The organism is Nocardia sp. NPDC041819 (genome assembly GCF_055590505.1).
Genome location: NZ_JBVJAP010000002.1, coordinates 293,527 through 319,958, shown reverse-complemented (window position 1 = coordinate 319,958; position 26,432 = coordinate 293,527). Strand labels below are relative to the sequence as shown.

The 26,432-nt window shown below is 67.1% G+C and carries 25 protein-coding genes and 1 tRNA gene; 11 read left to right on the top strand and 15 right to left on the bottom strand.

Annotation, left to right across the window (positions count from 1 at the left end):
* Positions 1 to 11 precede the first annotated feature (11 nt).
* Positions 12 to 809 carry a hypothetical protein gene (locus ACZ6DL_RS08255; RefSeq protein WP_466049928.1) on the bottom strand — a complete coding sequence of 266 codons (798 nt, stop codon included), beginning with the start codon at positions 807 to 809 and terminating at the stop codon, positions 12 to 14.
* A gap of 123 nt (positions 810 to 932) precedes the next feature.
* Positions 933 to 1,445, bottom strand: coding sequence for a type VII secretion system-associated protein (locus ACZ6DL_RS08250; protein WP_466049927.1), 513 nt, complete (start codon positions 1,443 to 1,445; stop codon positions 933 to 935).
* Positions 1,446 to 1,818: 373 nt separating this feature from the next.
* On the opposite strand from ACZ6DL_RS08250, the gene ACZ6DL_RS08245 reads away from it, so the two are divergent.
* The 3 genes from ACZ6DL_RS08245 to ACZ6DL_RS08235 all read left to right on the top strand — a co-directional run bounded on the left by ACZ6DL_RS08245 (position 1,819) and on the right by ACZ6DL_RS08235 (position 4,513).
* Positions 1,819 to 2,544, top strand: a complete 726-nt coding sequence (locus tag ACZ6DL_RS08245; protein WP_174554905.1) for a ParA family protein — start codon at positions 1,819 to 1,821, stop codon at positions 2,542 to 2,544.
* Complete coding sequence (locus ACZ6DL_RS08240; protein ID WP_466049926.1) at positions 2,544 to 3,335, top strand: hypothetical protein; 792 nt, start codon at positions 2,544 to 2,546, stop codon at positions 3,333 to 3,335. Before ACZ6DL_RS08245 ends, ACZ6DL_RS08240 begins: the two co-directional genes overlap by 1 nt.
* Before the next feature lie 695 nt (positions 3,336 to 4,030).
* The gene (locus ACZ6DL_RS08235) at positions 4,031 to 4,513 is read left to right on the top strand and encodes a C40 family peptidase (RefSeq protein ID WP_247611246.1); all 483 of its coding nucleotides are present in this window, start codon (positions 4,031 to 4,033) and stop codon (positions 4,511 to 4,513) included.
* Positions 4,514 to 4,590: 77 nt separating this feature from the next.
* Here ACZ6DL_RS08235 and ACZ6DL_RS08230 read toward each other — a convergent pair whose 3' ends face one another.
* On the bottom strand, positions 4,591 to 5,295 hold the full coding sequence (locus ACZ6DL_RS08230) for a YoaK family protein (RefSeq protein WP_466049925.1): 705 nt from the start codon (positions 5,293 to 5,295) through the stop codon (positions 4,591 to 4,593).
* A gap of 213 nt (positions 5,296 to 5,508) precedes the next feature.
* On the opposite strand from ACZ6DL_RS08230, the gene ACZ6DL_RS08225 reads away from it, so the two are divergent.
* The 5 genes from ACZ6DL_RS08225 to ACZ6DL_RS08205 all read left to right on the top strand — a co-directional run bounded on the left by ACZ6DL_RS08225 (position 5,509) and on the right by ACZ6DL_RS08205 (position 10,840).
* Entirely contained in the window at positions 5,509 to 6,435 is a 927-nt protein-coding gene (locus ACZ6DL_RS08225) for an acyl-CoA dehydrogenase family protein (protein WP_466049924.1), read from the top strand.
* Positions 6,436 to 7,254: 819 nt separating this feature from the next.
* Positions 7,255 to 8,256, top strand: coding sequence for an ATP-binding cassette domain-containing protein (locus tag ACZ6DL_RS08220; RefSeq protein ID WP_062966936.1), 1,002 nt, complete (start codon positions 7,255 to 7,257; stop codon positions 8,254 to 8,256).
* A complete protein-coding gene (locus tag ACZ6DL_RS08215; RefSeq protein ID WP_466049923.1) occupies positions 8,253 to 9,101 on the top strand; it encodes an ABC transporter permease in 849 nt (282 codons plus the stop codon). Before ACZ6DL_RS08220 ends, ACZ6DL_RS08215 begins: the two co-directional genes overlap by 4 nt.
* A gap of 334 nt (positions 9,102 to 9,435) precedes the next feature.
* Positions 9,436 to 9,963, top strand: coding sequence for a peptidylprolyl isomerase (locus ACZ6DL_RS08210; protein ID WP_466049922.1), 528 nt, complete (start codon positions 9,436 to 9,438; stop codon positions 9,961 to 9,963).
* A gap of 4 nt (positions 9,964 to 9,967) precedes the next feature.
* Positions 9,968 to 10,840, top strand: a complete 873-nt coding sequence (locus ACZ6DL_RS08205) for a rhomboid family intramembrane serine protease (RefSeq protein ID WP_466049921.1) — start codon at positions 9,968 to 9,970, stop codon at positions 10,838 to 10,840.
* Positions 10,841 to 10,893: 53 nt separating this feature from the next.
* On the opposite strand, the gene ACZ6DL_RS08200 is transcribed toward ACZ6DL_RS08205, so the two are convergent.
* On the bottom strand, positions 10,894 to 11,379 hold the full coding sequence (locus tag ACZ6DL_RS08200; RefSeq protein WP_466049920.1) for a PH domain-containing protein: 486 nt from the start codon (positions 11,377 to 11,379) through the stop codon (positions 10,894 to 10,896).
* A gap of 89 nt (positions 11,380 to 11,468) precedes the next feature.
* Positions 11,469 to 11,732 (bottom strand): cell division protein CrgA, encoded by a 264-nt coding sequence (crgA, locus tag ACZ6DL_RS08195; protein WP_040871406.1) that lies wholly within the window; start codon positions 11,730 to 11,732, stop codon positions 11,469 to 11,471.
* 96 nt (positions 11,733 to 11,828) lie between these two features.
* On the opposite strand from crgA, the gene ACZ6DL_RS08190 reads away from it, so the two are divergent.
* Together ACZ6DL_RS08190 and ACZ6DL_RS08185 are read left to right on the top strand one after the other, a co-directional pair.
* Positions 11,829 to 12,473 (top strand): aminodeoxychorismate/anthranilate synthase component II, encoded by a 645-nt coding sequence (locus ACZ6DL_RS08190; protein WP_466049919.1) that lies wholly within the window; start codon positions 11,829 to 11,831, stop codon positions 12,471 to 12,473.
* Complete coding sequence (locus tag ACZ6DL_RS08185) at positions 12,470 to 13,150, top strand: RibD family protein (protein WP_466049918.1); 681 nt, start codon at positions 12,470 to 12,472, stop codon at positions 13,148 to 13,150. The genes ACZ6DL_RS08190 and ACZ6DL_RS08185 overlap by 4 nt, the downstream gene beginning before the upstream one ends.
* A 280-nt stretch (positions 13,151 to 13,430) precedes the next feature.
* Here the strand turns inward: ACZ6DL_RS08185 and ACZ6DL_RS08180 are convergent, their stop codons facing one another.
* The 8 genes from ACZ6DL_RS08180 to ACZ6DL_RS08145 form a co-directional block, all read right to left on the bottom strand.
* Positions 13,431 to 13,850 carry a CBS domain-containing protein gene (locus ACZ6DL_RS08180; RefSeq protein ID WP_393231560.1) on the bottom strand — a complete coding sequence of 140 codons (420 nt, stop codon included), beginning with the start codon at positions 13,848 to 13,850 and terminating at the stop codon, positions 13,431 to 13,433.
* A gap of 106 nt (positions 13,851 to 13,956) precedes the next feature.
* Entirely contained in the window at positions 13,957 to 15,858 is a 1,902-nt protein-coding gene (gene pknB, locus ACZ6DL_RS08175; RefSeq protein WP_466049917.1) for a Stk1 family PASTA domain-containing Ser/Thr kinase, read from the bottom strand.
* On the bottom strand, positions 15,855 to 17,372 hold the full coding sequence (locus tag ACZ6DL_RS08170; protein WP_466049916.1) for a protein kinase domain-containing protein: 1,518 nt from the start codon (positions 17,370 to 17,372) through the stop codon (positions 15,855 to 15,857). Before ACZ6DL_RS08170 ends, pknB begins: the two co-directional genes overlap by 4 nt.
* A 37-nt stretch (positions 17,373 to 17,409) precedes the next feature.
* Positions 17,410 to 18,876 carry a peptidoglycan D,D-transpeptidase FtsI family protein gene (locus ACZ6DL_RS08165; RefSeq protein ID WP_466049915.1) on the bottom strand — a complete coding sequence of 489 codons (1,467 nt, stop codon included), beginning with the start codon at positions 18,874 to 18,876 and terminating at the stop codon, positions 17,410 to 17,412.
* The gene (locus tag ACZ6DL_RS08160; protein ID WP_466049914.1) at positions 18,873 to 20,357 is read right to left on the bottom strand and encodes an FtsW/RodA/SpoVE family cell cycle protein; all 1,485 of its coding nucleotides are present in this window, start codon (positions 20,355 to 20,357) and stop codon (positions 18,873 to 18,875) included. Before ACZ6DL_RS08160 ends, ACZ6DL_RS08165 begins: the two co-directional genes overlap by 4 nt.
* The gene (locus ACZ6DL_RS08155) at positions 20,357 to 21,874 is read right to left on the bottom strand and encodes a PP2C family protein-serine/threonine phosphatase (protein ID WP_466049913.1); all 1,518 of its coding nucleotides are present in this window, start codon (positions 21,872 to 21,874) and stop codon (positions 20,357 to 20,359) included. The genes ACZ6DL_RS08160 and ACZ6DL_RS08155 overlap by 1 nt, the downstream gene beginning before the upstream one ends.
* Entirely contained in the window at positions 21,871 to 22,338 is a 468-nt protein-coding gene (locus ACZ6DL_RS08150; protein ID WP_014980860.1) for an FHA domain-containing protein FhaB/FipA, read from the bottom strand. Before ACZ6DL_RS08150 ends, ACZ6DL_RS08155 begins: the two co-directional genes overlap by 4 nt.
* Positions 22,339 to 22,543: 205 nt before the next feature.
* Positions 22,544 to 23,947 (bottom strand): DUF3662 and FHA domain-containing protein, encoded by a 1,404-nt coding sequence (locus ACZ6DL_RS08145; RefSeq protein WP_466049912.1) that lies wholly within the window; start codon positions 23,945 to 23,947, stop codon positions 22,544 to 22,546.
* A gap of 225 nt (positions 23,948 to 24,172) precedes the next feature.
* Here ACZ6DL_RS08145 and ACZ6DL_RS08140 point away from each other — a divergent pair.
* Positions 24,173 to 24,255: transfer RNA gene (locus ACZ6DL_RS08140), tRNA-Leu, on the top strand.
* 88 nt (positions 24,256 to 24,343) lie between these two features.
* On the opposite strand, the gene ACZ6DL_RS08135 is transcribed toward ACZ6DL_RS08140, so the two are convergent.
* Positions 24,344 to 24,772 (bottom strand): ester cyclase, encoded by a 429-nt coding sequence (locus ACZ6DL_RS08135; RefSeq protein WP_466049911.1) that lies wholly within the window; start codon positions 24,770 to 24,772, stop codon positions 24,344 to 24,346.
* A gap of 148 nt (positions 24,773 to 24,920) precedes the next feature.
* Positions 24,921 to 26,354: a hypothetical protein gene (locus ACZ6DL_RS08130; protein ID WP_466049910.1), complete on the bottom strand. Its 1,434-nt coding sequence runs from the start codon at positions 26,352 to 26,354 to the stop codon at positions 24,921 to 24,923.
* Positions 26,355 to 26,432 lie beyond the last annotated feature (78 nt).

The window sequence follows — 26,432 nt, the reverse complement described above, 5'->3', positions numbered from 1 at the left end:
GAACACGCAGTTCAAAGCTCGTTCCGCACGGTCGGGGGCGGGAGTTGGTCGTCGGACCCGGCAGGGGTGTCGCGAGGGGCCCGATGAACTTCCCACAGGGAGTCGGCTGCGTCTCCGACCGAAGAATCCACCTCGACGCCAACACTCGAGACCTCCTCGCGCGAGCGCCATGTCTGGGTCATCACGTCACCTTTCGCGGCATACACGTCACGATCGATGTTCGTCCGGCTGTGCAGGTGTCCGGACATCGATGCCGCTGCGGAACCGCCGGGTCGAGCCGGGCTGCAAGACAGCAGGACCAATGGCCCCGCTCTCGTGTCCAGCGCTTGCGCCAAATGTTTGTTGGCGGCCAGCAACTCCGCGTATGTCGCTCCATCGATCTGCACCGGTTTCGATCCCCAACGCCCCGTCTTGATCGATACATGGAACGTGCGGGCGTCGGCGTGCGCATGGGCGTAGACGGGGTCGGTGTCCGCCCATGGCGCCGCGCGCCGGCGGCCGAAGACCCACTTGGGTTTCTTCGCCTCCGGATCCTCCTTCCAGAAGGCATAGTGCACGTGATCGCTGGACCTGAATTTCGCACGCGCCCATCGCTTCTTGCTCCCGACATCGCCCCTTCTCGAAGGAAACGACACGCCTATGACGTTCCCCCGCGAATCGGTCAGGGGAACGGTGATGACGTCGTCGGCCTGGAAGCGGACGAACTGTCCGGAACGAGGGTCCGCACCGACCATGCGCCGGGCCACAGGTTGTGTGTCCGAATGCCGGAAGGGAAGTGCGCCTTCCGCATCGGCGTGCTCGAGGCGCACAGCCGTCCCCCGCAGATGAGCGCCGGTGGTCGTAAGGCGGCCTGCCACCGCTCGCGCCGCGTTCTCGACAGCTGTATCCAGACGCCCGACCATCCGGGCGAATACTTGTAACACGGGGCGCGCTCACTGATTTCGGCCGGCGTTCCGCAACACCTCCGCCGCGAGACGGAATGGGGCCGGCCCGCCGGGATTGAGCAGGATATCGATTCCCGAGGGAACCACCGAGGGAAGTTCGCTCCCGAGTACCGGCCACCAGCGGTTGGGCTCCACGTCCACCTTCTGTGCTTCCGCGGTGGCTACGAGCACGCACCGAACACCGTCCGGCGCGGTGTCCACAATCGGTTCGCCCTGTTCATCGCACACTATCTCGACCACCGAGTTGCGGATCAGAGCCGGCAGTTCCTCGCCGACCGGATTGCCCGCGGCGATCGAGCGCAGCAGCGCATCCGTGGGGTCGGTCGGTGTCGCTTCGTCACCGGGAAGATATGCCGGATTCGGTTGAAACGGACCGGCTTTGCCGCCCTCGTCCATCATCCAGCCGCCGATGACGGCTTCTGTGGGCGGTTCGGACCAGGGGCTGGCCCGCTTCCACCCGCGATCGAGTAACAACAGCCAGTCGTCACGCCGGATCGTCACCGGTTGCGGCTCCATCACAAACTGCCCTTCTCGACACGGTCCCTCATCGAACCGCGAGAGTCTTCGCGGTAATCATCGGTCTGGCACAGTCCGAGCTAACCTCGAATATTCCCAACATGGGGAAGTTCTGCCGGGTCCGGTGGTGTCATCGTGAGGCGGAAGGCGCGACGACGTAAGGCGGTTGTCCTGCGGGTCCTCGATTCGGCGGCACGATGGATTCGTCGGCCGATCCACCGACGGTTTTTGTGTCCAATTGGACACAGAGCAGTGGCGGCACAGCCGCGACAACAGGGCGCAATCGGACGGAATTCGCCGGTACTGTGCCAGACTGGCCCGGCACAGTAATGCACTCCTCACCCTCGGAGGACCGTCTATGACGAATTCTGTTGCGCCACTCGAATTGCCCGAACCTCTGGTCATCACGCTGGGGAATCTCAAGGGCGGTGTCGGTAAAACGACATCAGCGTTCTTCTTGGCGAGCTACTTCGCTTCGGTTCACGAACGTCGGGTGCTGGTGATCGATGCCGACCCGCTCAGCCAAACCGGGTACTCCTGGTACCGGCGCCTGGTCAAAGGGGGCATCGAGGTGCCGTTCGACCTGGTCGCTTTCCCCTCACGGCACGTCAACGACTGCATCACCGACAACGCCGCCGATTTCGACGTCATCATCGTGGATGCCGGGGGTGAGTCGGCCGAGATCTTCAAGGCCGCGATTCCCGAGAGCGATGAACTGTTGCTGCTGACGAGTGTCAGCCCGTCCGAGGTGAAACGAGTCCCGAGCACCTTCAAAGCCGCCGAGGAAGCAGCGGCCGACAGCAACCGGGAAATACGGGTGCGGGTGCTGATGACAAAAGTGCCGGTGATCATGAAGAAAGGCATGAATGTCTCGACCGAATACCGTGCGCAGCGGGGATATCTGGAGAGCGCGGGCTACGACGTCTTCGGTTCCTATTTGAGCGCGTGGAAATGGTATCGAGAAGCGGCCGACGGGGAGGTCGGGGAGGGCGCGGAGAACCCGATCGAGGATCTCGGCGAATACCGGCAGGTGGGCGACGAGCTGGTAAACGCGTACCGGGCGCTATTGGAGGTGCCGGCCTGATGCCTCCACAACGCAGGAAGGGTTCGATCGGCGGCGCCAATCCGCTGTCCGACGCCGCGGAGCACACCCCGCCCGTCTCACCGCTGCGCGATGCCGAATGGCGGCGGCCGAAGCCGGCCGTGAGCCCGAATGTCTTGACCATGCCGGTGCCCGACGCGGGCGACGGGCCGCTGAGCGACCGCGAGCGCGCGCAGTTGACGGTGTGCGAGTCATCGATCGACACGCTGCGCATCGCGTTCTGGGCGGCAGGGCGCGCTCTGCAGATCGTGCGCGACGGCCGGCTGTACCGGGACAGCCACGAGACGTTCGACGAGTACGTGGAACAGCGGTGGGACATGCAGCGGTCCTACGCCCACAAGCTCATTCGCGCTTGGCCGCTGGCGGCGCGGCTGCATCCGATCGCGCCCGCGATCAACGAGGGGCAGGTGCGTGAACTGCTGCCGGTGGCGGCCGAATACGGCGAAGACGCGGCGGTCACCGTGTACACCACCGTGGCGGCGGGCGCCGACGTGAAGGTCACCGCGGGAAAGCTCCGGCAAGCGGTGGCGCTCCTGCCCGAACGCTATGACGAAGACGTGGTGATCGAGCGTCTTCAGGCGTGGTTGCGCGGTGAACTGGAGGGCAGCGAGAACGACCGTGCGGCCGATATCTTCACCGCCATGGAATCCCGGCTCGCCGCACTGACCAAGCGCGTCGTCAGAGGGTCCAACGACGACCCGCGCGCGGCCCGCGAGTTCGCGGCCAGGCTCCGGACGATCGCCAGACAGATCGAGGAACAGATCACCGCGTGAACTACGAATGGACGATGCGCCCCGCAGCGGAACCGTTTCCGTGCGGGGCGCAGTGTCTCCAGGTGAATACATTTCGGTGTCGTGGAATTCATATCGCGGGACACCACGGCGAAACGAGTTATTATTTCGTTACGAAATCAAAGGCGCGTTGTGCTTTACAAGGTGCGATATATGCCGAAAGGTGAACGCTCGGATCGGATCCGCTGGACTGACGAATCACCGTGATGGTTTTCGAATCAATTCGAAGTCTTTGGTGACGTCCCACGCGCCGGGAACCACGGCGTCGTACGGCACACCGAAGGCAAGCGATATGAGCATCGGAGGACCGCATCATGGCATCATCGACCGACGTCCGATATATCCGCTACCTGCGGCGTGCCGTCTTCTGGGCACTCACCGCGGGAGCGGCCGCCCTGCTGGGCATGTTGTTCAACGCCGCGGAGGCATCGGCTCAGCCGCTGACCATCCCGGGCGTAGGAACATTCGAGGTTTCCGACGAAATACCGCTTCCCGACGCACCGGAAAAGCTGTTCCGGAACAACGCTATCCTTCCGGTCACGGAAGCTCCTGTAACGGCTGGAATCCCGGAAATCGAGGCCGCCGCCGCTACTGCCGTCTCGCACATCGAAATCGCACCGGCCACGCTCGGCCCGGCGGTCGAGTCCCCGGTCTCGGTCGTCGTCCCGGCGATCGAACTGCCGGTGCCGACGATCATTCCGGCGATCGAGATTCCGCTTCTCGGCGCACTCCCGGAGATCGAACTCCCGTTCCTCGCCGAGTTCCCGGACATCATGCCGAGGGCACCCACCCCGCCCGCGGCGGTGATACCGCAGAAGAGTGCCGGAGAGATGGCAGTCGACGCGGCACGAACCAAACTCGGCTCCGATTACAGCTATGGCGCGGTGGGCCCCGATTCCTTCGATTGCTCCGGTTTGGTGCAGTGGTCCTACGAGCAGGCCGGCGTGGAGCTGCCGCGCACCAGCTACGACCAGCTCGCCACCGGAACGCCGGTGCCGCTCGACGACCTGCAGCCAGGCGACGTGGTGTCGTTCTACGGCGGAAGCCACTCCGCCCTCTACGCGGGCGACGGCAAAGTCATCCACGCATCGACCTACGGCATCGGGGTGACCACTTCCCCGCTCTCCTCGATGCCGGCGACCGGCGCCCGGCGATTCTGACTTCCCCGGTGAATCCACACCGCAGTTCCCGGTCCGGCGGAGACCGCCGCGACGAGCACCGACAGATGCCCGGCGACTCAGTCCGTGAGGGGACCGTGCCGATCCAGGTGCAGGTAGGTGAATCCGGTGACCAGCAGGCACACCACGGTCGCGGTGATCAGCATGGCCCAGCCCGCCACCAGCAGACTCAGCAGTCCGCCGAGCAGCGCGCCGAGCACGAAACCGGTGTAGAGCAGGAAGTATCCGAGCCAGTCGGCGTAGTCGCCGCCGCTGAGATGACGTTCGATACCCTGCCCCATCTTGACCAGTGTCCCGGTGACGTAACTGAGCGGCACCGATACCTCACCGTTCTGCACGAACGAGGTGTTGAGCGCCCCGACGCCGAAAGCGACGAGCATGATCGGCAGCAGCCCGATCGGCTCGATTCCCCTCAGATACTCCAGAATGTCGATGACGGATGCGAGCGCCAGGCACACGGTGGTGAGCAGAGTGGCTCCATGCGGGTGCCCCGACCAGTAACGCCTGCGGCACCACGAGGCCACGACCACACCGGCGAGAAATGACAGCAGCAACCCGGTGGCCGCCAACGCCATGTCCGGCTCGTCGTGGAAGTACCCGAGGACAGCCCGTTCGGTATTGCCCGTCATGAACGTGACGAAATAACCGGCCGTATGCATGAATGCCGCGGCGCCGATCAGCCCGGCGAGTGCGGCCAGTACCCAGGACAGTCTGGCCTCGGAGTCGAATAGTGCTCTTCTCCGACTTTCCTCCAGTTCCGGCACAGGTCGAACTCCTTCCGGTACGACGCGACACCCCAGTGAAGCAGGCAGTTCCTCGGATTCGCCGACGCAGCGCCGAGAGATCGCCACTGTCCCGCGGCGGCGAGGAGTTCCCGCGCGGTCACCCTGCGTAACCGGCATCGAGCGTCCGGACGCGGCGGCCGGGGCCGGGCTCGGTATGGCCCGGGGGAATCGCTGCTCGGTTACCGTGCTGAGGTGGATACTCTGTTCGACTTCCTGCTGACCGAGCCGGTGGCCACCGCGCCGCTGGACGATGTCGCCGCCGCGTGGACGCGACATCGCGTGGCCGCGAGTCGATTCGAGCAGCCGGTGGAGATCGCGATCGCGGGTGGCTTCGGTGCCGACCGGCTCGGGTTCGCCTTCCTGTCCGGCTATCAGGAGGCGTTGCGGACGCTGATTCCGGACCTGCCGGACGACGACCTGGTCGCGATGTGCGCGACCGAGGAGGGCGGCGGCCACCCCGCCGCGATCCACACCACGCTCACCGAACGGGACGGGGCCTGGCTGGTCGACGGTACGAAGTCGTTCGCGACCATGGGCTCGTTCGCGCGACAGTTGGTGGTGATCGCCAGTGTCGGCGCGGCACCCGACGGACGGAATCGGCTGCGCGCCTGCATGGTCGAGGCGGGCGAAGCCGGCGTGCGTCTAGCCGATCGTCCAGCGCTCCCGTTCGCGCCCGAGATTCCGCACGCCTCGGTCGTGCTGACCGGCGCGCCCGCGCTGATGCTGCCCGGCGACGGATATCTGGACTACCTCAAGCCGTTCCGGACGATCGAGGACATCCACGTGCTGGCCGCCACGCTGGGCTGGCTGGTACGGGTGGCCCGGGCCTCGGACTGGCCGCGGGCGAGTCGGCAACAGTTGCTGACCGCGGTTGCCGCGGTGCGCGGCCTGGACATCGCCGCGCCGAGTTCCGCTGGCGTGCACATCGCTCTCGGCGGCGTCTTCGAATTGTTCGGTTCGCTGCTTGCCGAACTCGAGCCGTTGTGGCAGTCCGCGGAGCCGGTGACGCGACAGCGGTGGGAGCGCGACCGGCCGCTGCTGGCCACCGCGGGGCGGGTGCGCGGGCAACGGCTCACCGCCGCGTGGCGGGCGATAGAACCGGACGACCAGTCGGAATAGCGCTCGACCTGGCCTGAGATGGGGAGCGGGCCTCGGCGAAGGGGGGGAGTTAGCCGAGGCCCGCGTAGGGTCGGCCCGGGGGGGAGGGGCCGACGTGAACGATGCTACTCGATGATGTGCGATTGTGTGTGCGCGGGGACGGCCACGTTCCAAGTTTTTTCGGGTTGGCTCACCTTCCGGACGACCTCTGACGGCCCTTGCCGCGCGACCGGCCGATTCCCTCGCTCCGGACTGTTGTCCTATAGTTTGCCAAAAGCCTTGGCGAGCAACCTCTTCCGAGTCATTTCGCGGTGGTGACCTGCTACGGCACCGAGCGGCACAGAACATGCCGACCAGTCGCCGCGCCACGAAATCGATAGAAATTCCGGCGTGTCGACCACGCCGGGTGTGGCGCCGGGGCGTGCGTGACGCCCGAACTTGTCGTACCCCGATGCGAACATGTGTTCGTGTTCACCGACTCGATGGTTCCCGCCGAGCGCACCCGCTCGTCGCGACGGCCAGCGCTCGAACGTCCCCCATTCGAGTACGGGTCTTCCTCGATTCGGGTAGTCCGCTACGCGCGCTCCGATACCGGGGCGCGCGGGACCATCGAACCGGTCGCATTCCGATCCGGTATCCCCGAGCACCGACTGGATCGGAATGCGGCCTTCTGCTGTGCCCGGGTAGTTCGCGACGCCGCCCACCCGGAACAAATCGGATGAAATTGTCGGCGGGCGGGACAATACTGACTCGGGTATCGGCCGGTCACCCGATCCAGCGAGTCGTTGGGCGCCTGGCGTCGCACTGCAACACATCGAACTCATCAACCCCAGGAGAATCATGCCCGACGCAATAGTCGCCGAGGGTCTGGTCAAACGATACGGCCAACTGGTGGCCCTCGACGGCCTCGACCTGAGCGTCCCGGAAGGGACCGTCACCGCACTGCTCGGACCCAACGGCGCAGGTAAGACCACCACCGTCCGGGTGTTCACCACCCTGCTGGTGCCGGATGCCGGACGCGCCACGGTCGCGGGAATCGATGTGCTGCGCGAGCCGCAAGCGCTGCGTTCCCGCATCGGGGCATCGGGGCAATACGCCGCGGTCGACGAATACCTCACCGGTTTCGAGAATTTGGAAATGGTGGGACGTCTTTATCACATGGGCGTACAGCGAAGTAAGGAACGAGCGCGCGAATTGCTCGAACGATTCCGGCTCACCGACGCCGCGGACCGGCCGGTCAAGGGCTACTCCGGCGGTATGCGCCGTCGTCTCGACCTGGCGGGCGCGCTGGTCGCGAATCCACCCGTCCTGTTTCTCGACGAGCCGACCACCGGGCTGGATCCCCGCGCCCGTCTGGATCTTTGGGACGTCATCGAGGAATTGGTCGCAGGCGGGACCACGTTGCTGCTCACCACCCAGTACATGGAAGAGGCGGATCGGCTCGCCGATTCGATCGCGGTGATCGACCACGGCAAGGTGATCGCGAAGGGCACGGCGGACGAACTCAAGACCATGGTCGGCGGCGACCGGATCGAGTTGACCGTGGACCGCGTCGACAATCTCGCGACGGCCGAGACCGCGTTGAAAAGCCTGGCCGACGGCGAGATCCACCTCGAACCGGGGTTGCGCAGAATCACCGTCCCGGTCGCCGACGGATCGCAGGCTCTGGTGGAGGCGGTCGGGCGGCTGGCCGAGCACAACGTACAGATCCACGATGTCGGTCTGCGCCGTCCGTCCCTGGACGACGTCTTCCTCACCCTCACCGGCCACGAAGCGGAGACGAGCGCAGGCGGCGACGCGGCGAACGACAAGCTGGAAGCTACGGAAGGAACGATCCGATGACCGCGACGGCCCCGGTCCTGACACGGCCCTCGCTGGGCGAGCGACTGTCCATCGTGGTCAGCGACAGTGTGACGATCGCGAAACGCAATGTCATCAAGATCAAGCGGGTACCCGACGTCCTGATCTTCTCCACACTCTCGCCGATCATGTTCGTGCTGCTGTTCGCCTACGTCTTCGGCGCGGCCATCGATGTGCCCGGTCTGTCCGGCGGGTACCGCGAGTTCCTCATCGCGGGCATCTTCGCGCAGACCGTGGTGTTCGGCGCGACCTTCACCGGCGCGGGACTGGCCGAGGACATGCAGAAGGGCATCATCGACCGATTCCGCTCGCTGCCGATGGCTTCGTCGGCGGTGCTGGTCGGCCGAACGATCAGCGATGTGGTGATCAACGTGGTCAGCCTGACGGTGATGTCGCTGACCGGTCTGGTCGTCGGCTGGCGGATTCGCGGTTCGTTCCTGGACGCGGTGCTGGCCTACATCCTGCTGCTGCTGTTCGCCTACGCGGTGTCCTGGATCATGGCCGTGGTGGGCCTGTTGGTGCGGGCGCCGGAGGTGTTCAACAACGCCAGCTTCATGGTGATCTTCCCGCTCACGTTCATCGCCAACACATTCGTCCCCAGCGACAAGTTGCCCACCGCCCTGCGGGTGATCGCGGAATGGAACCCGGTATCCGCGCTGACCCAGGCGACGCGTGACCTGTTCGGCAACACCAGCCCGATCGCACCGACGTCGGACTCCTGGCCGCTGCGGCACCCGGTGATCACCTCCCTGGTGTGGGTGGTGGTGATCATGGTGGTGTTCGTGCCGCTGGCTCTGCGTCAGTACAAGAAGACGGTCAGTCGCTGACCGGCGATTCCCGAATCAGCGATCGTGTTCCGCGCCGGCTTCCGCCAAGGGTGCCGGCGCGGAGCCGTTACGGGAGTATCCGATGCGCGGGGGAGCGGGGGCGGGCTCCGGCTGTTGCGGCCGCCGGCTACGGACCAGATAGGCCACGCCGCCCGCCAGCGCGACTGCCGCCGCGAGGAGGAGCCGGTTACGTGAACGCGAAGAGACATGCAAGCGCCCCGAGGTCATTGCACCACTCTAGGCACAGCCCGCCGATTCGCGCAGGAGGCCCAGCTCACAGCACGGTCCGGCCCAGTTCCGCGGCTGGATCGCCAACCGTGGCACGATGGGCGTCGTGACCTCACCGAATCAGACATCCGTGGCAACGCTGCACACGAATCACGGCGATATCAAGCTCGCGCTCTTCGGTAACCACGCGCCCAAGACGGTGCGCAATTTCCTAGGTCTCGCCGACGGTTCGGCGCCGTACACCACCGCGAACGCCAGCGGGGGCAACACCGGCCCGTTCTATGACGGCGCTCTGTTCCATCGCGTGATGGCCGGATTCATGATCCAGGGTGGCGATCCCACCGGTACCGGTCGCGGCGGCCCGGGTTACGAGTTCGGCGACGAGTTCCACCCGGAGCTCCGGTTCGACCGGGGCTACTTGCTGGCGATGGCAAACGCGGGGCCGGGCACCAACGGCTCGCAGTTCTTCATCACCGTTCGCCCACAGCCGCATCTCAACCGCAAGCACACGATCTTCGGTGAAGTGGTGGATCCGGATTCCCGGAAGGTTGTCGACTCGATCGCGACCACCAGGACCGATCGCAACGACCGGCCGCTGGAACCCGTCGTCATCACCAAGATCACGATCGAATGAGACTATGAATCCCCAGCCGCCCGCACCCACGTGCGTCCGCCATCCGAATCGCCCGACCGGCCTGGCCTGCACGCGGTGCGGGCGGCCGTCCTGTGCGGAATGCCTGCGTCCCGCGGCGGTCGGCCAACACTGTGTCGACTGTGTGCGCACGGATCAGCGCGGCGTCGCTCCCGTGCGGACGGTCTCGGGCGCGGCAGCGGCCCGCACATCCGCGCCTTATGTGACCTATGCGCTGATCGCGATCAACGTGGTCATCTACGCGATCACCGCGGCCCAGTCCAAGAACCTGATGGACAACCAGCTGGGCTCCGCGCTGTTCCTGGACTGGGTGCTGTGGGCACCGGCCGTCGCGGACGGCGAATGGTGGCGGGTGCTCGGTTCCGGGTTCCTGCACTACGGCCCGATCCACCTGCTGCTCAACATGTTCGCCCTGTACGTGGTGGGCCGCGATGCCGAGCTGGTGCTGGGACGATTGCGCTATCTCGCGGTGTACTCGGCTTCGCTGCTCGGCGGGTCCGCCGGGGTCATGCTGTTCTCGCAGAACAGCCTGACGGCGGGCGCGTCCGGCGCGGTGTACGGCTTGTTCGGTGCGATCACGATCATCCTGCTCCGGTTGCGGCAGAACCCGAATCAGATGCTCATCATCATCGGCATCAACGTCTTCATCAGTTTGTCGCTGCCCGGCATCTCACTCTGGGGCCATCTCGGCGGTCTGGCCGCGGGCACGCTCGCGACCCTCGGCATCCTGTTCCTGCCCGGGTGGCTGCGAGTGAAAACGCCGCAAGCGGCACGGGTGGTGGGCTGGGCGGCGGTGGCGCTCGTCGCCGTCGCGGCGCTGGCAACGGTGGCGGTGAGCGCGATCACTTCCACTGCGTGACACGCGGATTCGCTTCACGTGAAACATTCGCGTCCGCGTGGGACGAACGCACGTCAGCGAGTCTTGTCCTCGGTGAGCCGCAGTGCTCCTACCAGGTCTTGGTAGACGAGTTCAGGGTTGGCGCCCAGATCCCAGCGGCCAAAGATCAGGAGCCGCTCGGTGCCGTCGTGCTGGACGTCGAGTTCCAACATCGGCATCTTGCGCCCGAGGCGTCGGTAGCTCACCACGCGTGCGCGGGTGATCTGCTCCGGGGCGTATTCGTCCGCCCCCGTCAGCGTGCGGACGACCATGCGCGGTCGCGCGCCGGTTATCACCGACAGTCGCGGGCGTTGCCGGAACCCGAGCCCGGCAAGGGCGAGCAGTCCGACGGCGGCGAGTCCCACGAGCAGGCGGCTGGCCGCTTCGGAGGTGACCACCGCGGCGACGGCCAGCGCGACGCCGCCCACGGTGACCGCGACGAGCGCGGGTGTCGGCGTGGTCCAGGCCAGACGCGGCTCTTCGCGGTCCCGCGGGCCGGGGACCGGGAGTTCTGGACTCACAGCACTCCCCAATCGCTCCTCGAGTTGTCCACAGGCTCATCCACAGGTGTGCATGAATGACACGTCTGTAATCCGGGTCGGCGTTGTGCTCAGCGCCAGCGCATCGTCATGATCAGCCCGACCACCATCAGGCCGAAGCCGATCAGGAAGTTCCAGGCGTTGAGGTCGTTCATCCAGCTGATCTGCTCGGCCGCCAGGTAGTAGACGAGCAGCCACACCAGCCCGGCGAGCATGAACCCGAGCATGATGGCGACATACCAGACCGGAGACGGCCCCGCCTTCACCTTCACCGGCGTCCGGCTGGCGGGGTTGATCGTATAGTCGGTCTTCTTACGGACCTTCGACTTGGGCATGACGTCCTCGTATTCGGCTGCAGGTCGTGGTCTCTAGGCTATCCCAACAGGTAATGGATGCGACGCGGTGCCGGGCGGGGACGTAATCTCGATGTCATGCGTGTTCTGGTCGTCGACAATTACGACAGCTTCGTCTTCAACCTGGTGCAGTACCTCGGGCAACTCGGTGTCGACGCTGTCGTCTGGCGCAACGACGACCCGAATCTGGCCGACGTCGGCGCGGTCGTAGGCGATTTCGACGGCATTTTGATCAGTCCCGGCCCCGGCACACCCGACCGTGCGGGCGCCAGCATTCCGTTGGTGCGCGCCTGCGCGGAGCAGAGTGTTCCGCTGCTCGGCGTGTGCCTCGGCCACCAGGCGATCGGCGAGGCGTTCGGCGCCACCGTAACCAGGGCCCCGGAGCTGCTGCACGGGAAGACGAGCGAGGTCTTCCACATCGGCGCGGGTGTGCTGGCCGGTCTGCCCGACCCGTTCACCGCCACGCGGTATCACTCGCTCACCGTCGTCGAAGACACTCTGCCCGAGGAGATCGAGGTGCTCGGACGCACCGAGAGCGGAATCGTGATGGCCATGCGTCATCGCGACTTGCCCATCCACGGCGTGCAGTTCCACCCGGAATCGGTGCTCACCCAGGGTGGGCACCGGATGCTGGCCAACTGGCTCGGCGTGTGCGGGGAGCGCCCCGCCGAGGGTTTGGTGCAGACGCTGGAGGCGGAGGTCGCCGCGCTGGTGCTGCAGTGACCCGTCCGCATGTGCTGCTGTCGGTCGCGGCGAGCATCGACGGGTACATCGACGACGCGAGCCCGCAGCGGCTGCGCTTGTCCGACGCGGCGGACTTCGACCGGGTGGACCAGGTCCGCGCGGACTCCGACGCCATCCTGGTCGGCGCGCAGACACTGCGCAGCGACAACCCGCGGTTGCTGGTCGACAGCGCCGAACGCAGGGCCGCGCGCGTCGCGGCGGGCAAACCGGAATTTCCGCTGAAGGTGACCGTATCGGCGAGCGGCGACTTGGCTCCGGAGCTGCGATTCTGGCACTACGGCGGCGACAAGCTCGTGTACTCCACCGCGGCGGCCGCGCCGAAGCTCACCGCCCGCCTGGCCGGATTGGCCGAGGTCGTGGATCTCGGGACCGAGCTCGATTTCGGTGCACTGCTGGATGATCTGGGCCGACGGGGTGTCGACCGGCTCATGGTGGAGGGCGGCACCCGCATCCACACCGCGTTCCTCGCCGACGATCTGGCCGACGAACTGCATCTAGCGATCGCCCCGATCCTGGTGGGAGACATCGCGGCGCCGCGCTTTCTCGACCCGGCCGACTTTCCGGGCGCGCCGCATCGCCGGATGCGCCTTACCGGCGTGACGCAAGTCGGGGATGTCGCGGTGTTGCGTTACCTACCGAAGGCCGAGACGGTCTGACGTCGGCACCACGTCGACGATCCCGCACCGACGGCCCGCGCGAAACAGCTCGGCGCAGCCTTGCCTTGATGCGCAATCGCGAGGCTTTCAGCTTGATCGCGCAGCGCGACCGTCGAGGACGAGCGACCGCGGACGGCCATCGGCCGTCCGCGGCCCGAACTCACCTGGCACCCGGCCGCTCGAGTTCATCGCCGAGCGGGAGCGCGGCCGCACGGTGCCGAGTGCTTTGTGCGGACACGGGAGACGTTGTCGGGTACGTTCCTCCGCGCCGGTCCGAAACCTAGGGACGTCCGTAGACGGCGGTCACGAACTCGCCGAGCTGGTTGTCGTCCAGATGCCGGGCCAGGTCCGCCTCGCTGATCATGCCGACCAGCCGCTTGTCCTCGATGACCGGCATGCGCTTGACCCGGTTGCTTTCCATCTCGTCGAGGACTTCCGCGATGTCGGCGTTGGCATCGACCCACCGGGGGGTCGATTCACAGAGTTCATCCACCCGGCAATCCGATGGGGCCTTGCCCTGGGCGATGCACTTCACGACGATGTCGCGGTCGGTGACGATGCCGCACATCCGCTCGTTCTGGTCGGAGATGATCAGGGACCCGACGTTGAGTTCGGCCATGGTTCGTGCGGCCTGCTCGATCGTCGTGTCCTTCGAAATCCACTGGACGCCCGGTTTCATGATGTCCCTGGCAGTGGTCATGAGCTACCTCCTCGTGCTCAGCTGCGCTGATTGGGATGAAGCAGCATCATTCTCCCGCAATTCACACCGGTTGGTCTCGTTTTCTGGATACCGGCGCCGGCGCCGCTCACGGCGGGCCGAGTACCCCCACGCCGACCAGGATGGCGCTGTTCTTCTGGAGCGAACTGCCCGCCGACGGTTGCTGGCTGAGGATGCGGCCGACATTGCCTGCGTCGAAGGTGCCCTGCGGGGACTGGCTGATCTGGCTGGTGCTACCGGTCCAGCCTTCCGCGCGCAGCTTCTCTACCGCCTGCGAGACGGTGAGACCGACCAGCGACGGCATCTTCAGGTCACCCGCGGACACCTGGACGGTGACCGTGGAACCCTTCTCGGCGCTGCTGCCGCCTGCCGGGCTGGAGGCGACCACCTCGCCCTTGGGCTTCGAGGACTGCACCTCCTGGACGACGACCTTGAAGCCGTTGCCCTCGATGTTCGGCTGGGCCACGTCGATGCTCTGCCCGACGACGTAGGGAACGCGGACCGCCTCCGGACCGGTGCCGACGGTGACGACGATCTCCCAGTCGACGTCGACCTTCGAACCCGGCGACGGGTTCTGCTCGATCACCTGGTCCTTCTCGGCGGTGCTCGACGGTTTGCGCTCGACGTTCGGATTGATCCGCAGGCCCTTGGAGTTCAAGACCTGCTCGGCCTGCTCCTGGGACAGACCGGTCAACTTCGGCACCTGGACCTGCGCGGGACCCGAGGACACCTGGACCGTGACCGTGCTGCCCTCGTCGATCCGCGAGCCGCCGAGTGGCTGGGTCGCGATCACGTTGCCCGTGGCGACCTTGCTGTCGGGCTTCTGCTGGATCGCCACGGTGAAGCCGAGCTTCTGCAGCGCGTCCTGCGCTTGCTGCGAGGACTTGTTGGACAGGTCGGGAATGGCCACCTGGTCCGGTCGGCTTCCCGGCCCGAGCAGCACCCAGAACAGCGCGAAAGCCACCGCGACGGCCGCGACGGCACCGATCGCGATGTAGGCGGTCCGGCGCCGTCCGTTCGGCTCGGCCGGATCCTGCTCGGCGGTGTCGTCGTGGCGCTCGACCGTACGGTAGTTACGCGGCGGGGGCTCGTCCGCGCCCATCATGGTGGTGCGGTCCTCGTCGGTCATCACCATCGGGGCGCTGGGCTTCTGGCCGCCGAGCACCCGGATCAGGTCGGCGCGCATCTCGGCGGCGGTCTGGTATCGGTTGGCCGGATTCTTGCTCATCGCCTTGAGCACGACCGAGTCCAGTTCGCGCGGCACCCCGGAATACACGTGCGAGGGCAGTCGCGGGTCTTCCCGGACGTGCTGGTAGGCGACGGCCACCGGGGAATCACCCGTGAAAGGCGGCTCCGCGGTGAGGATCTCGAACAACACACAACCAACGGAGTAGACGTCCGAGCGCGCGTCCACCGTTTCGCCGCGCGCCTGCTCCGGGGAGAGGTACTGCGCGGTGCCGATCACCGCGGCGGTCTGGGTCATGGGGTTGGAGTTGTCGGCGAGTGCGCGGGCGATGCCGAAGTCCATCACCTTCACCGCGCCCGACCGGTTGATCATGATGTTCGCGGGCTTCATGTCGCGGTGCACGATCCCGGCCTTGTGGCTGAAGTCCAAGGCGGCGCAGACATCCGCGATGATCTCCATCGCGCGGCGCGGCGGCAGCGGTCCCTTGCCGCGCACGATGTCGCGCAGCGTGTCGCCGTCGACGTACTCCATCACGATGTACGGCAGCGGGCCGCCGTCCACCTCCGCCTCGCCCGTGTCGTAGACCGCGACGATGGCCGGATGATTGAGCGCGGCCGCGTTCTGCGCTTCGCGCTTGAACCGCAGGTAGAACGTGGGGTCACGGGCCAGGTCCGCCCGCAGGACCTTGATCGCCACGTCCCGGCTCAGCCGGATGTCGCGAGCCTTGTGCACTTCGGACATACCACCGAACCCGATGATCTCGCCCAGCTCGTAGCGAGACGAGAGATTCTTCGGGGTCGTCATGGCAGTCCTTGCGAAGAAGTGGCGGATCCGCTGCGGGTGGCCGAAGGCCCTCGGGCACCGGGAATCTCCGGGAATGGTATGTCGAGAGTCGGGATGCGCGGACGGCTGGTGGTGGCGGTGGGCGCGGTGGTCGTCGGCTTCGTCGTGCTCGGTGCCGTGCTGGTGGGCGGCGGGGTGGTCGTCGTCGGCTCCGGTGTCGTGGTCTTCGGCTCGGTGGTGGGCGGTTCGTAGGTCTCGGTGTCCACGGGCGGAGGTGCGGGCTTGGGGGTCGTCGTGGCCACCGGCGGGACGGGCTTGGGGGTCGGCGCGACCGTCACGGTCGGCGACGGCGTGGAATCCGGATTGGTGTCTCCACCGAAGAGCAGGTAGGCCGTGAGCGCCCCGAGCAGCACGGCGCCGATGCCGAGCCCGGTCAGCCATTTCTGGGTCGTGGTGAACCTGTTGCCGTTACCGGGCGGGGGACCGCTCGCCGCACCACGACTCAGCACTGTGGCCGGAGCCGCGAGGGTGCCCGCCTGATGGGCCGCGCCCACCGCGCCCGCGGCGGGTGTCGAGTAGCGCACCGTCGCACCGTCGAAGTCGGCGGGCGTGGAGGGGATCACGGCGGTCGGGCCGGGCGGGAGCACCCGCGTGGCGCCGGTCAGGGGCGCGGCGGAGTGCGCTCCGCTGGGCGGCGGCGGGCGGCGGCCCGCGCGGACGGCGGCGACCGCGTCGGCGAACTCACCGCCGCTGGCGTAGCGCCGCGACGGGTCCTTCTCCATCGTGATCTCGATCAGTTCGCGCACGTTGCCGGGCAGATCGGCCGGCATCGGAGGCGGTGTCTCGCGCACGTGCTTCATCGCGACGGTGATCGCGCCGTCGCCGGTGAACGGCCGCTGTCCGGCCAGCACTTCGTAACCGACCACGGCGAGGGAGTACACGTCGCTGGCCGCGGTGGCGTCCTCGCCGACCGCCTGTTCCGGTGCGATGTACTGGGCGGTGCCCATCACCATGCCGGTCTTGGTCACCGGGGAGGCGTCCACCGCTTTGGCGATACCGAAGTCGGTGATCTTCACCTGGCCGGTCGGCGTGACCAGGATGTTGCCCGGCTTCACGTCACGGTGCACCACGCCCGCGCGGTGCGCCACGTCCAGCGCGCGCCCGGTTTGCTCGAGCAGATCGAGTCCTTGGGTCACCGACAGCCTGCCGAGCCGGTTGAGCACGGTGTTCAGCGGCTCGCCCTGGACGAACTCCATGACGAGGTAGGCGATCTCGCTGCCCTGCGGGTCGATGGTCTCGCCGTAGTCGTAGATGCCCGCGATGCCGGAGTGATTCAGCTGGGCGGTGGTCTTCGCCTCGGTGCGGAATCGATGCCGGAACGTCGGGTCGGCCGAGAACTCCGACTTCAGCACCTTGACCGCGACCCTGCGGTCGAGCCTGGTATCCAGCGCTTCCCAGACCTGGCCCATGCCGCCGGTCGCGATCAGTCGCTGCAGCCGGTATCGGTCGGCGATCATCGCACCGTTGTTCAGCATCGAGGTCCCCGTACCTTCACTCGCACATCCATATCGTTCAGCCCCCTCGAAGACCGGCGTCCAGAACCGCGCGAGCCACCGGCGCGGCCACCGAGCCACCGGTCGCGGCAAGCGCCCGGTCCCCACCGTTCTCCACGATCACCGCGATGGCGATCTTCGGGTTCTGCGCGGGGGCGAACGCGATATACCAAGCGTGCGGCGGCGTGTTACGCGGGTTGGTCCCGTGTTCCGCGGTGCCGGTCTTGGACGCGATTTGATAGGGGGTCTGGCCACCTCCGGAGGTGTTGCTCTCCGACGCGATCATCAAGTTGGTTACGGTCGACGCTACATCGGCGCTGACGGCTTGGCCGACCGAGACCGGCTTGGTCTTGGTCAGCTCGCTCAGATCCGGGCGCTGCAACTGATCGACCAGGTACGGCTCCATCCGGACGCCGCCGTTGGCGATGGTCGCCGCGACGACCGCGTTCTGCAAAGGGGTCAGCGCCACGTCGCGCTGCCCGATGCTGCTCTGCGCCAGGGCGGCGTCGTCGGAGATCGGGCCGACGGTGCTCTCCGCCACCGGCATCGGGATCCCCCGGTGCGGGCCGACACCGAACGCGGCCGCCTCGTCCTTGAGGTCCGCGGCGCCCACCTTGATGCCGAGTTCGGCGAACGCGGTGTTGCACGAGCGCCGGAACGCCTCGAACAACGAAGCGGTCGGATTCGGACCGCAGGTGGTGCCGTTGTAGTTCTCCATCGGAGTGCTGGTGCCTGGCGGTGTGAAGGTCGGCGCGGCGGTGAACTGGTCGTCGGGGGTCGCGATGCCGTTGGCCAGCGCGGCCGCGGTGACCACGACCTTGAACGTGGACCCGGGCGGGTAGGTCTGCGAGATAGCGCGATTCAACATGGGGTGGTTCGGGTCCGCGCTGAGCGTTTCCCACGCCTGGGTGCCGCGCGCGCCGTCGTGCCCGGACAGCAGGTTCGGGTCGTAGCTCGGCGTGGACACCATGGTGAGGATCTTGCCGGTGCTCGGCTCGATGGCCACCACCGAGCCGGTGTAGCCCTTGCTGGTCATCTGGTCGTAGGCGACCTTCTGCATCAGCGGGTTGAGCGTGGTGAGCACGTTGCCGCCGCGCGGGTCCCGGCCGGAGATCAGGTCGACGAGACGGCTGCCGAACAGCTGACTGTCGGAGCCGTTGAGCACCGAATCCTCGGCGCGTTCCAAACCGGTGCTGCCGTACTGCATCGAGTAGAAGCCGGTGGCAGGCGCGTACGCCTCCGGCTCGCTCGGGTAGGCGCGCAGGTACTTGTAGCGATCGTCGGTCGCGATCGAGCTGGCCAGCACGGTGCCGCCCGCCGAGATCTGCCCGCGCTGGCGGGCGTATTCGTCCAGCAGCACCCGGGAGTTGCGAGGATCCGAGCGCAGGTCGTCGGCCTTGATCACCTGCACGTAGGTGGCGTTCGCCAGCAGTGCGACGACCATCACCATCACCGCGACCGCGACTCGGCGTAGTGGAGTGTTCATGTCAGCGGCCCCGCATCCGGTCGTCCCCCGTCGCGGCGCAGCAGTTCGGTCTGCGCGTCGGCGATCGGCGCCGGTTCCTTCTTACGCACCGGGGCGGGTGCGCGGGCGGCGTCGGAGACCTTGATCAGCAACGCCAGCAATGCGTAGTTGGCCAACAGCGAGGAGCCACCGTAGGACATGAACGGAGTGGTGAGACCGGTCAGCGGAATCAGCTTGGTCACACCCCCGACCACGACGAACAGCTGGATCGCGATGGTGAACGACAGACCGGCCGCGAGCAGCTTGCCGAAGCTGTCGCGCACCGCGAGGGCGGTGCGCAGCCCGCGCACCACGAACACCAGGAACAGCACCAGCACCGCGGCGAGCCCGATCAGGCCGAGCTCCTCGCCGATCGTGGTGACGATGAAGTCGGTCTTGGCGAAGGGCACCTGGTTGGGCCTGCCGCTACCGAGGCCGGTTCCGGCGAGACCGCCGGTGGCCAGGCCGAACAGTGACTGCGAGATCTGATAGCCGGTGTTGTTGTAGTCGTCGAACGGGTGCAGCCAGGTCTCCACCCGGACCCGCACGTGGCCGAACAACTGGTAGGCGAAGATGAATCCGAGTGCGAGCAGCCCGCCGCCGATGACCAGCCAGCCGACCCGTTCGGTGGCGATGTAGAGCATCACGAGCACCGTGCTGAAGATCAGCAGCGAGGTACCGAGATCCTTTTCGAACACCAGCACGCCGATGCAGACGATCCACACGGCCAGGATCGGACCGAGGTCGCGGCCGCGCGGGAACTCCATGCCCAGGACGTGACGCCCGGCGGCGGTGAAGATCTCGCGCTTGGCCACCAGCACCGAGGCGAAGAAGATGATCAGCAGGATCTTCGCGAACTCACCAGGCTGGACGCTGAACCCGGGCAGCCGGATCCAGATCTTCGCGCCGTTGGTCTCGGAGAACGCGCTGGGCAGCAGCGCCGGGATGGCCAGCGCGACGAGGCCGATAAGGCCGAGGGTGTAGCTGTAGCGGGCGAGGGTGCGGTAGTCGCGCAGGGCGATCAGCAGTGTGATGAACACCATCGTGCCCAGCGCGGTCCACAGGATCTGCTGATTGGCGTCGGGGGAGGGGGTCGCCCACGAGTTGTAGGCGGCGGTCTGCTGGTCGGCCAGGTCGAGCCGATGGATCAGCACGAGACCGAGTCCGTTGAGCAACGCGACGATCGGCAGCAACAGCGGGTCGGCGAACGGGGCGAACCGCCGCACGGCCAGGTGCGCCACCGCGAACAGCGCCAGGTAGGCCAGACCGTACTTGGCTATATCCCAGGTGACCGACTGTTCTTGACTGGCCTCGACCAGGAAGAGGGACACGGTGGTGATGACCGCTGCCCCCGCGAGCAGCAGCAGTTCCGCATTTCGTCTGGTGCTCGGCGGTGGCGCGGGAGCGAAGCCGCCCGGGGGACTGGGAAAAGCCCCAGCCGACGGCGGTGCCGGCGCGGACATCAGTCCGTCACCCGGCAGTTCTCCCCCGTGGTCTGGGGATTGGGCGAGGTGCTCGACGGCGTGGCAGGAGCCTCCGACTTGGTCGGCGTCTTGATCTCGGTGCCCCTCGCGTCACCCTGTTCCGGCGCAGGCGCAGGCGCAGGCGCAGGCGCAGGCGCCGGTGTGGTGGTGGCCGGTGCGGGCGGAGCGCCGTTGGGCGCGGGCGGTGTGGTCTCGGCGGACGGGACGACTCCCGGCTGCGGCGCCGATTCCTTGACCGGGCACGGCGGCAGCAGTTCTCGCTGAGCGAGATAGGTCATCGAGTCCCTGGCCTTGTCCAGCGAACCCGGCGGCAGTCCCTTGTCCACCTGGTCACGGCCGGTCTGCTTCAGATCGTTGACCTTCAGCGGCTTGCACGAGGAGGGCGGATCGGCGCCGGGCTCGGACAGGGTGAGTTCACCGTTGCGGGTCACGCACCCGACCAGGTTCACGTCATGGATCGAGTAGCCGAGGATCGACCCGGGCAACCCGCGCAGGATCACCACCGAACCATCGTCCGCGCCTACGTAGTAATTGCTGCGGATCATCTTGTAGCCGACCACGAGCCCCACACAGACGGCGACAACGAGCGCCAGCGCGAGCACGATCCAGCGCAGCCGGTGCGACTTCTTCGCGGGCGGCTCGGGCGCGGCGGCGGCCCGGCGCGGCGCGGAGCGCGGCGGCCGCAGGGCGGAGGCCCGCCCCGCGGCGGTGTTGGGCGGAGGACTGTCCTCGTCGACGCCGGACGCGGCGCCCGCCACGATCGGGTGGCTCTGGCCGTAGTCCAGATCGATGACGTCGGCCACGACGACGGTCACGTTGTCCGGACCGCCGCTGCGCAACGCCAGCTCGATGAGCCGGTCGGCGCACTCGTCGGTGGTGCCCTCGCGCATCGTGTTCGCGATGGTCTCGTCGCTGACCACGTCCGAGAGGCCGTCGGAGCACAGCAGGTAGCGGTCGCCGGCGCGCGATTCGCGCATGATCAGCGTCGGCTCGATCTCGTTGCCGGTGAGCGCGCGCATGATCAGCGAACGCTGCGGGTGCGTGTGCGCCTGCTCCGGTGTGATCCTGCCCTCATCGACCAGCGACTGGACGAATGTGTCGTCCCGGGTGATCTGGGCCAGCTCCCCGCCGCGCAACAGGTAGGCGCGAGAGTCGCCGATGTGCACGAGGCCGAGTTTCTTGCCCGCGAACAGGATTGCCGTGAGCGTGGTGCCCATGCCGTCGAGCTCGGGCTCCTCCTCGACCTGATCGGCGATGGCGGCGTTGCCTTCTCGGGTCGCCGCGTCGAGCTTGCCGAGCAGATCGTCGCCGGGTTCGTCGTCGTCGAGATGGGCGAGCGCGGCGATCATCAACTGGGACGCGACTTCTCCCGCGGCATGGCCACCCATGCCGTCGGCGAGTGCGAGCAGCCGGGCGCCCGCGTACACGGAGTCTTCGTTGTTGCCTCGGACGAGACCACGGTCGCTGCGCGCTGCGTAGCGGAGAACAAGTGTCACGATCGCAGCTCGATCACTGTTTTGCCGACACGAACAGGCGTGCCGAGTGGAACACGGACGGCGGTGGTGACTTTCGCGCGATCGAGGTACGTGCCGTTCGTCGAGCCGAGGTCTTCCACGTACCAGTCGTCACCACGCGGAGACAGTCGCGCATGCCTGGTCGAGGCGTAATCATCGGTGAGTACCAGCGTGGAGTCGTCCGCACGCCCGATCAGCACCGGTTGGGTGCCGAGCGAGATGCGGGTGCCGGCGAGTGAACCCTGAGTCACCACAAGAAATTTGGCGCCCTTCTGGCCCCGGCTGAAGGAAGGCAGCACCGCGGAACCGCGTGCGGCCCTGGGCTGAATCCGAATGCCGGATGCCGCGTAGATGTCGCTGCGCAACGTGCGCAGCACAGCCCACACGAACAACCACAACAGCAGAAGGAACCCCGCACGGGTCAGTTGCAGGATCAGTCCCTGCACGGCGCTCCACCTCCTGTTCGACCGTGTACGTCGGTGCCGTAGGTGCGGTTCGACCACCCCCACCAGCCTGCTGGTCTTGCCGGCCCCGGTGTCGGCGCCGCGCGTGTGTAGGCAGCATCATAGGGCCGTCGGTCGAGTTCGATCACGATACGGCCGACGAATCCCTCGAGAGCCATGTCGTGACCTGCACCGCGAGCTTACGGGATCAGACGATACGGATCAGGATCTCGGAGTGCCCGGCACGGATGACGTCGCCGTCGGCGAGCTGCCAGTCCTGCACGGGGGAGCCGTTCACCAGCGTGCCGTTGGTGGAGCCGAGGTCGGACAACATCGCGGTCTGTCCGTCCCAGCGCACCTCGATGTGCCTGCGCGACACGCCCGTGTCGGGCAGGCGGAAGTGCGCGTCCTGGCCGCGGCCGATGATGTTGCTGCCTTCCCGCAGCTGGTAAGTCCGGCCGCTGCCGTCGTCCAGCTGGAGGGTCGCCGAATAGCCCGAACCGGCCTGCGGCGCGGCGCCGTAGCCCTGGCCGCCCGCGTAAGCCTGCGGCGCGCCGTATCCGGGTTGCTGCGAGTACGCCTGACCGTAGCCGCCCTGGTCGTCCTGACCGTAGCCGCCTTGATCGGCGTAGCTCTGATCGCCGTAGCTCGGATCGGTGTATCCCGACTGCCCGTATCCGGGCTGGCCATAGCCTGGCTGGCCATAGCCCGGCTCGGCGTAGCCCTGCTGGCCGTAACCTGCATCGCTGTAGCCCTGCTGGCCATAGGCTTGATCGGCGTAGCCCTGCTGGCCATAGCCCTGGTCGCCGTAGCCTTGCTGGCCGTAACCGCGTTCGGCGTAGCCGCCCTGCTGGCCGTAGCCCGATTCGCCGTACCCGGCTTGCTGGCCGTAACCGGATTCGCCGTATCCCTGCTGGCCGTAGCCCTGACCGCCCTGGCCACCCTGGGGGTAGTCATAGCCGTTCTGGTAATCGCCGTAACCCTGCTGTGCGTCCGGAGCCTGGTAATCGGCCCCGTACGCGCCACCGCGGCCGTAGTCGTCGCGGTACGCGCCGTTCTGCGCACCGCCGCGACCGGCAGGCGGTGGAGCGTACCCGCGGTTGCGTGGATCGGACTCCGCGGGCTCACGGCTCGGGTCGTAGCCTGAGTTCTGCGTCATGGGGCCAGCTCCTGGTTGCGGGTTTGCAGGTCGTTGTGGCGGTGATTCGGGGCCGCGAGCCGCGCCGGCTCTGTGTCCGGCGTCGGGATCGACGCGGCCACTCGCCCTGAACTGTCCGGTGTGCAGCGTAGGTGATGCCTCGAACGCCACGTGTACTTCGCCGTAGGTCTGCCAGCCTTGTTCGCGGATGTAGTCCTGCAGGTGTTTGGCGAACGCGCGGGTGGTGAGGTCGTGGTCGGCGTCCAACTGCTGGTGATCGGAGGAGTTGATCGTGATCACATAGCTGTTGGGTGCCAGCAGATGCCCTCCGCCCACGTCCTGGACATGGTCGGCGGCCTCGCGTTGCAGCGCCGCCTCCACCTCCTGGGGAACGACACTGCCGCCGAATACTCGGGCGAACACGTCACCGACGGCGCCTTGCAGGCGACGCTCGAATCGCGAAACGATGCCCATCAAGGCCTCCCTTCGGTGCGCGTCTCTTCCTGATTCGTAACAACGACACGCGTGTATGGCGTGTCGTTAATCGACCACGTTCATTGCATGATATCCACGATCGTCCACACCTGTAACTCTTGGCGACGGCCTCGGGTTCCCGGGCCTGTACAGCCCCCCGGTCAGGCCTCTGAAATGGCGATTTCGTATCCGGCGCGAGGCCGTGATACTGTCTCCCAGTCGCTCGGGCGAGTGGCGGAATGGCAGACGCGCTGGCTTCAGGTGCCAGTGTCCTTCGGGACGTGGGGGTTCAAGTCCCCCTTCGCCCACAGACGGGAAAGCCGCGTATCGGATTGTTACTGATACGCGGCTTTCCCCATTTTCGTGTTTCGAAACGCCGCGCTCGGGCCGCGTCGGTCACTGCCCTCCCACAGCGGGTAAGACTCCGAGCTGCTGAAGGAACCCGAGCACGTCCTTGTCGGACCACTTCTCGGCGATCTTGCCGTCCGCGATCCGGTGGATCGCGGTACCGGTCATCGCCAATTCGTTCCCGGTCGCCGGTATCCCCGGTAGGTCCCCGGTATGGCGGCCGTACGCGGTGAGTCGTGTCACGACCCGATCGCCCTCCGCGAGCTGATCCTCGATCACGTGCCGCCCGGGAGTGGCGTCCCAGAACATGCGGAAGGCCTGTTTGAGGCCCTCGCGGCCGGTGGCGAGGCCGGGAAACGGCGGTGGCGAGTGGTCGAGGTAATCCTCCGCGACGAGGTCGTCCATGGCGTCGACGTTCCCCGCGTCGATCTCCTGATAGAACCGGCGGACCAGCGCCTTGTTGGCTTCCAGCGACATGATCGACCTTTCTCCTCGGATGCCTGCGGCGAACTGCTGTCGTTCACCGAGTGTCGCACCGGACGAGCAGCAACCTCTGCCAACACTGCTCAGAAAACGGATACAGCTTGGTAGCGAACGATCAGATACGAACCTTCGCGTCGCGCGCTCAGTCGACCGGGCCGTGGCGGTCGAGGAAACGCTGCTCGAACGCGGCGATGAATCGCGCCGGATCGACGGCCGAGGACGAGTGCGCGAACTCGCCGTCGTCGGCGATATAGAAGATCGCCCGGTCCGACCGCGGGCGCTCCGCCGCGGGCGCGTGCACCCTCCAGCCGAAGCGGAAGCGCTCGGCGGTCAGCCGCGACAGCGGATACCCGCTGGTGTCGAGCTGCCGTCCGGTGACGTAGTCCCGTACCCGGCTGATCGCCGCTTCGGCGGGCATCGGCTCGGGCGCCGTGGACAGCAGCCCGGCCACGGAGAACTGATACAGCGCGCCGTCGATGTCGAAGCGGCCGTCGTCGCCGAAGACGGCGGCCAGTGTGGCTCGTGTCACCCGGCCCGCCTCGGCGGCGGACAACAACGCTCCTATCGCCTCGATCGCATCCTCGCCCGGACGATCCCCGAGCGTCCCCGCCACGATCTTCGTCGCCGTCTCGCGCGTCCAGACGCCCGGCACCGCGGGCGCGCACTCCTGGGCCGACGGCGACTGCCCGCGATACCAGCGCCCGGCTTCCCACCAGTAACAGAACGACAGCAGGCCGGAAGCGGCCCGCGGATTCAAGACGGGGTCGGCCACCCAGTCCGGCGCGCCGCCGTACAGCTCGGGCATCGGTGCGCCGGCGTTGTACACGGCGTCCAGGGTCGGCGCGTTCCACACGCCACCGGACAACACGGCGCGTCCGGCCGGAAGCGCGTGCAACGTCGAGCCGCCGCGCGCAGTGCCTTCGAATACTCCGACCCAGGGCAGCATTCGAGGGCCCCATTCCGACTTCGCCGCCACGAAGGCCGCCGAGATCGTCGTCCATCGGGCCCACATCTGCGGGAACGGGGGGAACTCGTTCTCCGCGAGGACTGCCCACACCTGTTCGGCCCGGTCGGCACGGGCCTGGGCGGCGGCCTGCTGTGGAGTACGCCGCTGCCGGTCGCCGTGCCCGATGTAGGCGGCCAACCACACCGGCAACTTTTCGCGCGGATACGCCTCGAGATCGGCGCGATACGCCTCCGGCACGAACAGTTGACCGTCCGGGAAGGGTTCGTCGCCGTAGTCGTAGGCGACCTCGATCCCGCCGGAACTCGTCATCGCGATCATCATTCGCCACCACGGGTCCGCTCCGGAGCCCGTCGCGATCGCACGGTGCTCCCGGACGAGGGCAAGCACCGGCTCCGGCGGATCCATCGGTACCGCCTGCGGGCCGACGGAATACACGAGTCGGGCGATCTCACTCTCCACCGTGACCGCGAACACCGCATCCAGCCGCTGCCACCCGGTCGGCGCGTTCGCCGCCAGCGCACGAGCCAGTGGGTGTTCTATGGTCAGCCCACCGGGCGCGTCCACCACGTCGTCCTCCGTATCGATATCCAGGCCCTGCTCTCGCCGCACCCGAGGACCTGGCAGTGCCGGCTGCGGTGGCGACGCGAACGTCGAAGATAGCCGAGGCGCGAGATGCCGCGCTCTCCT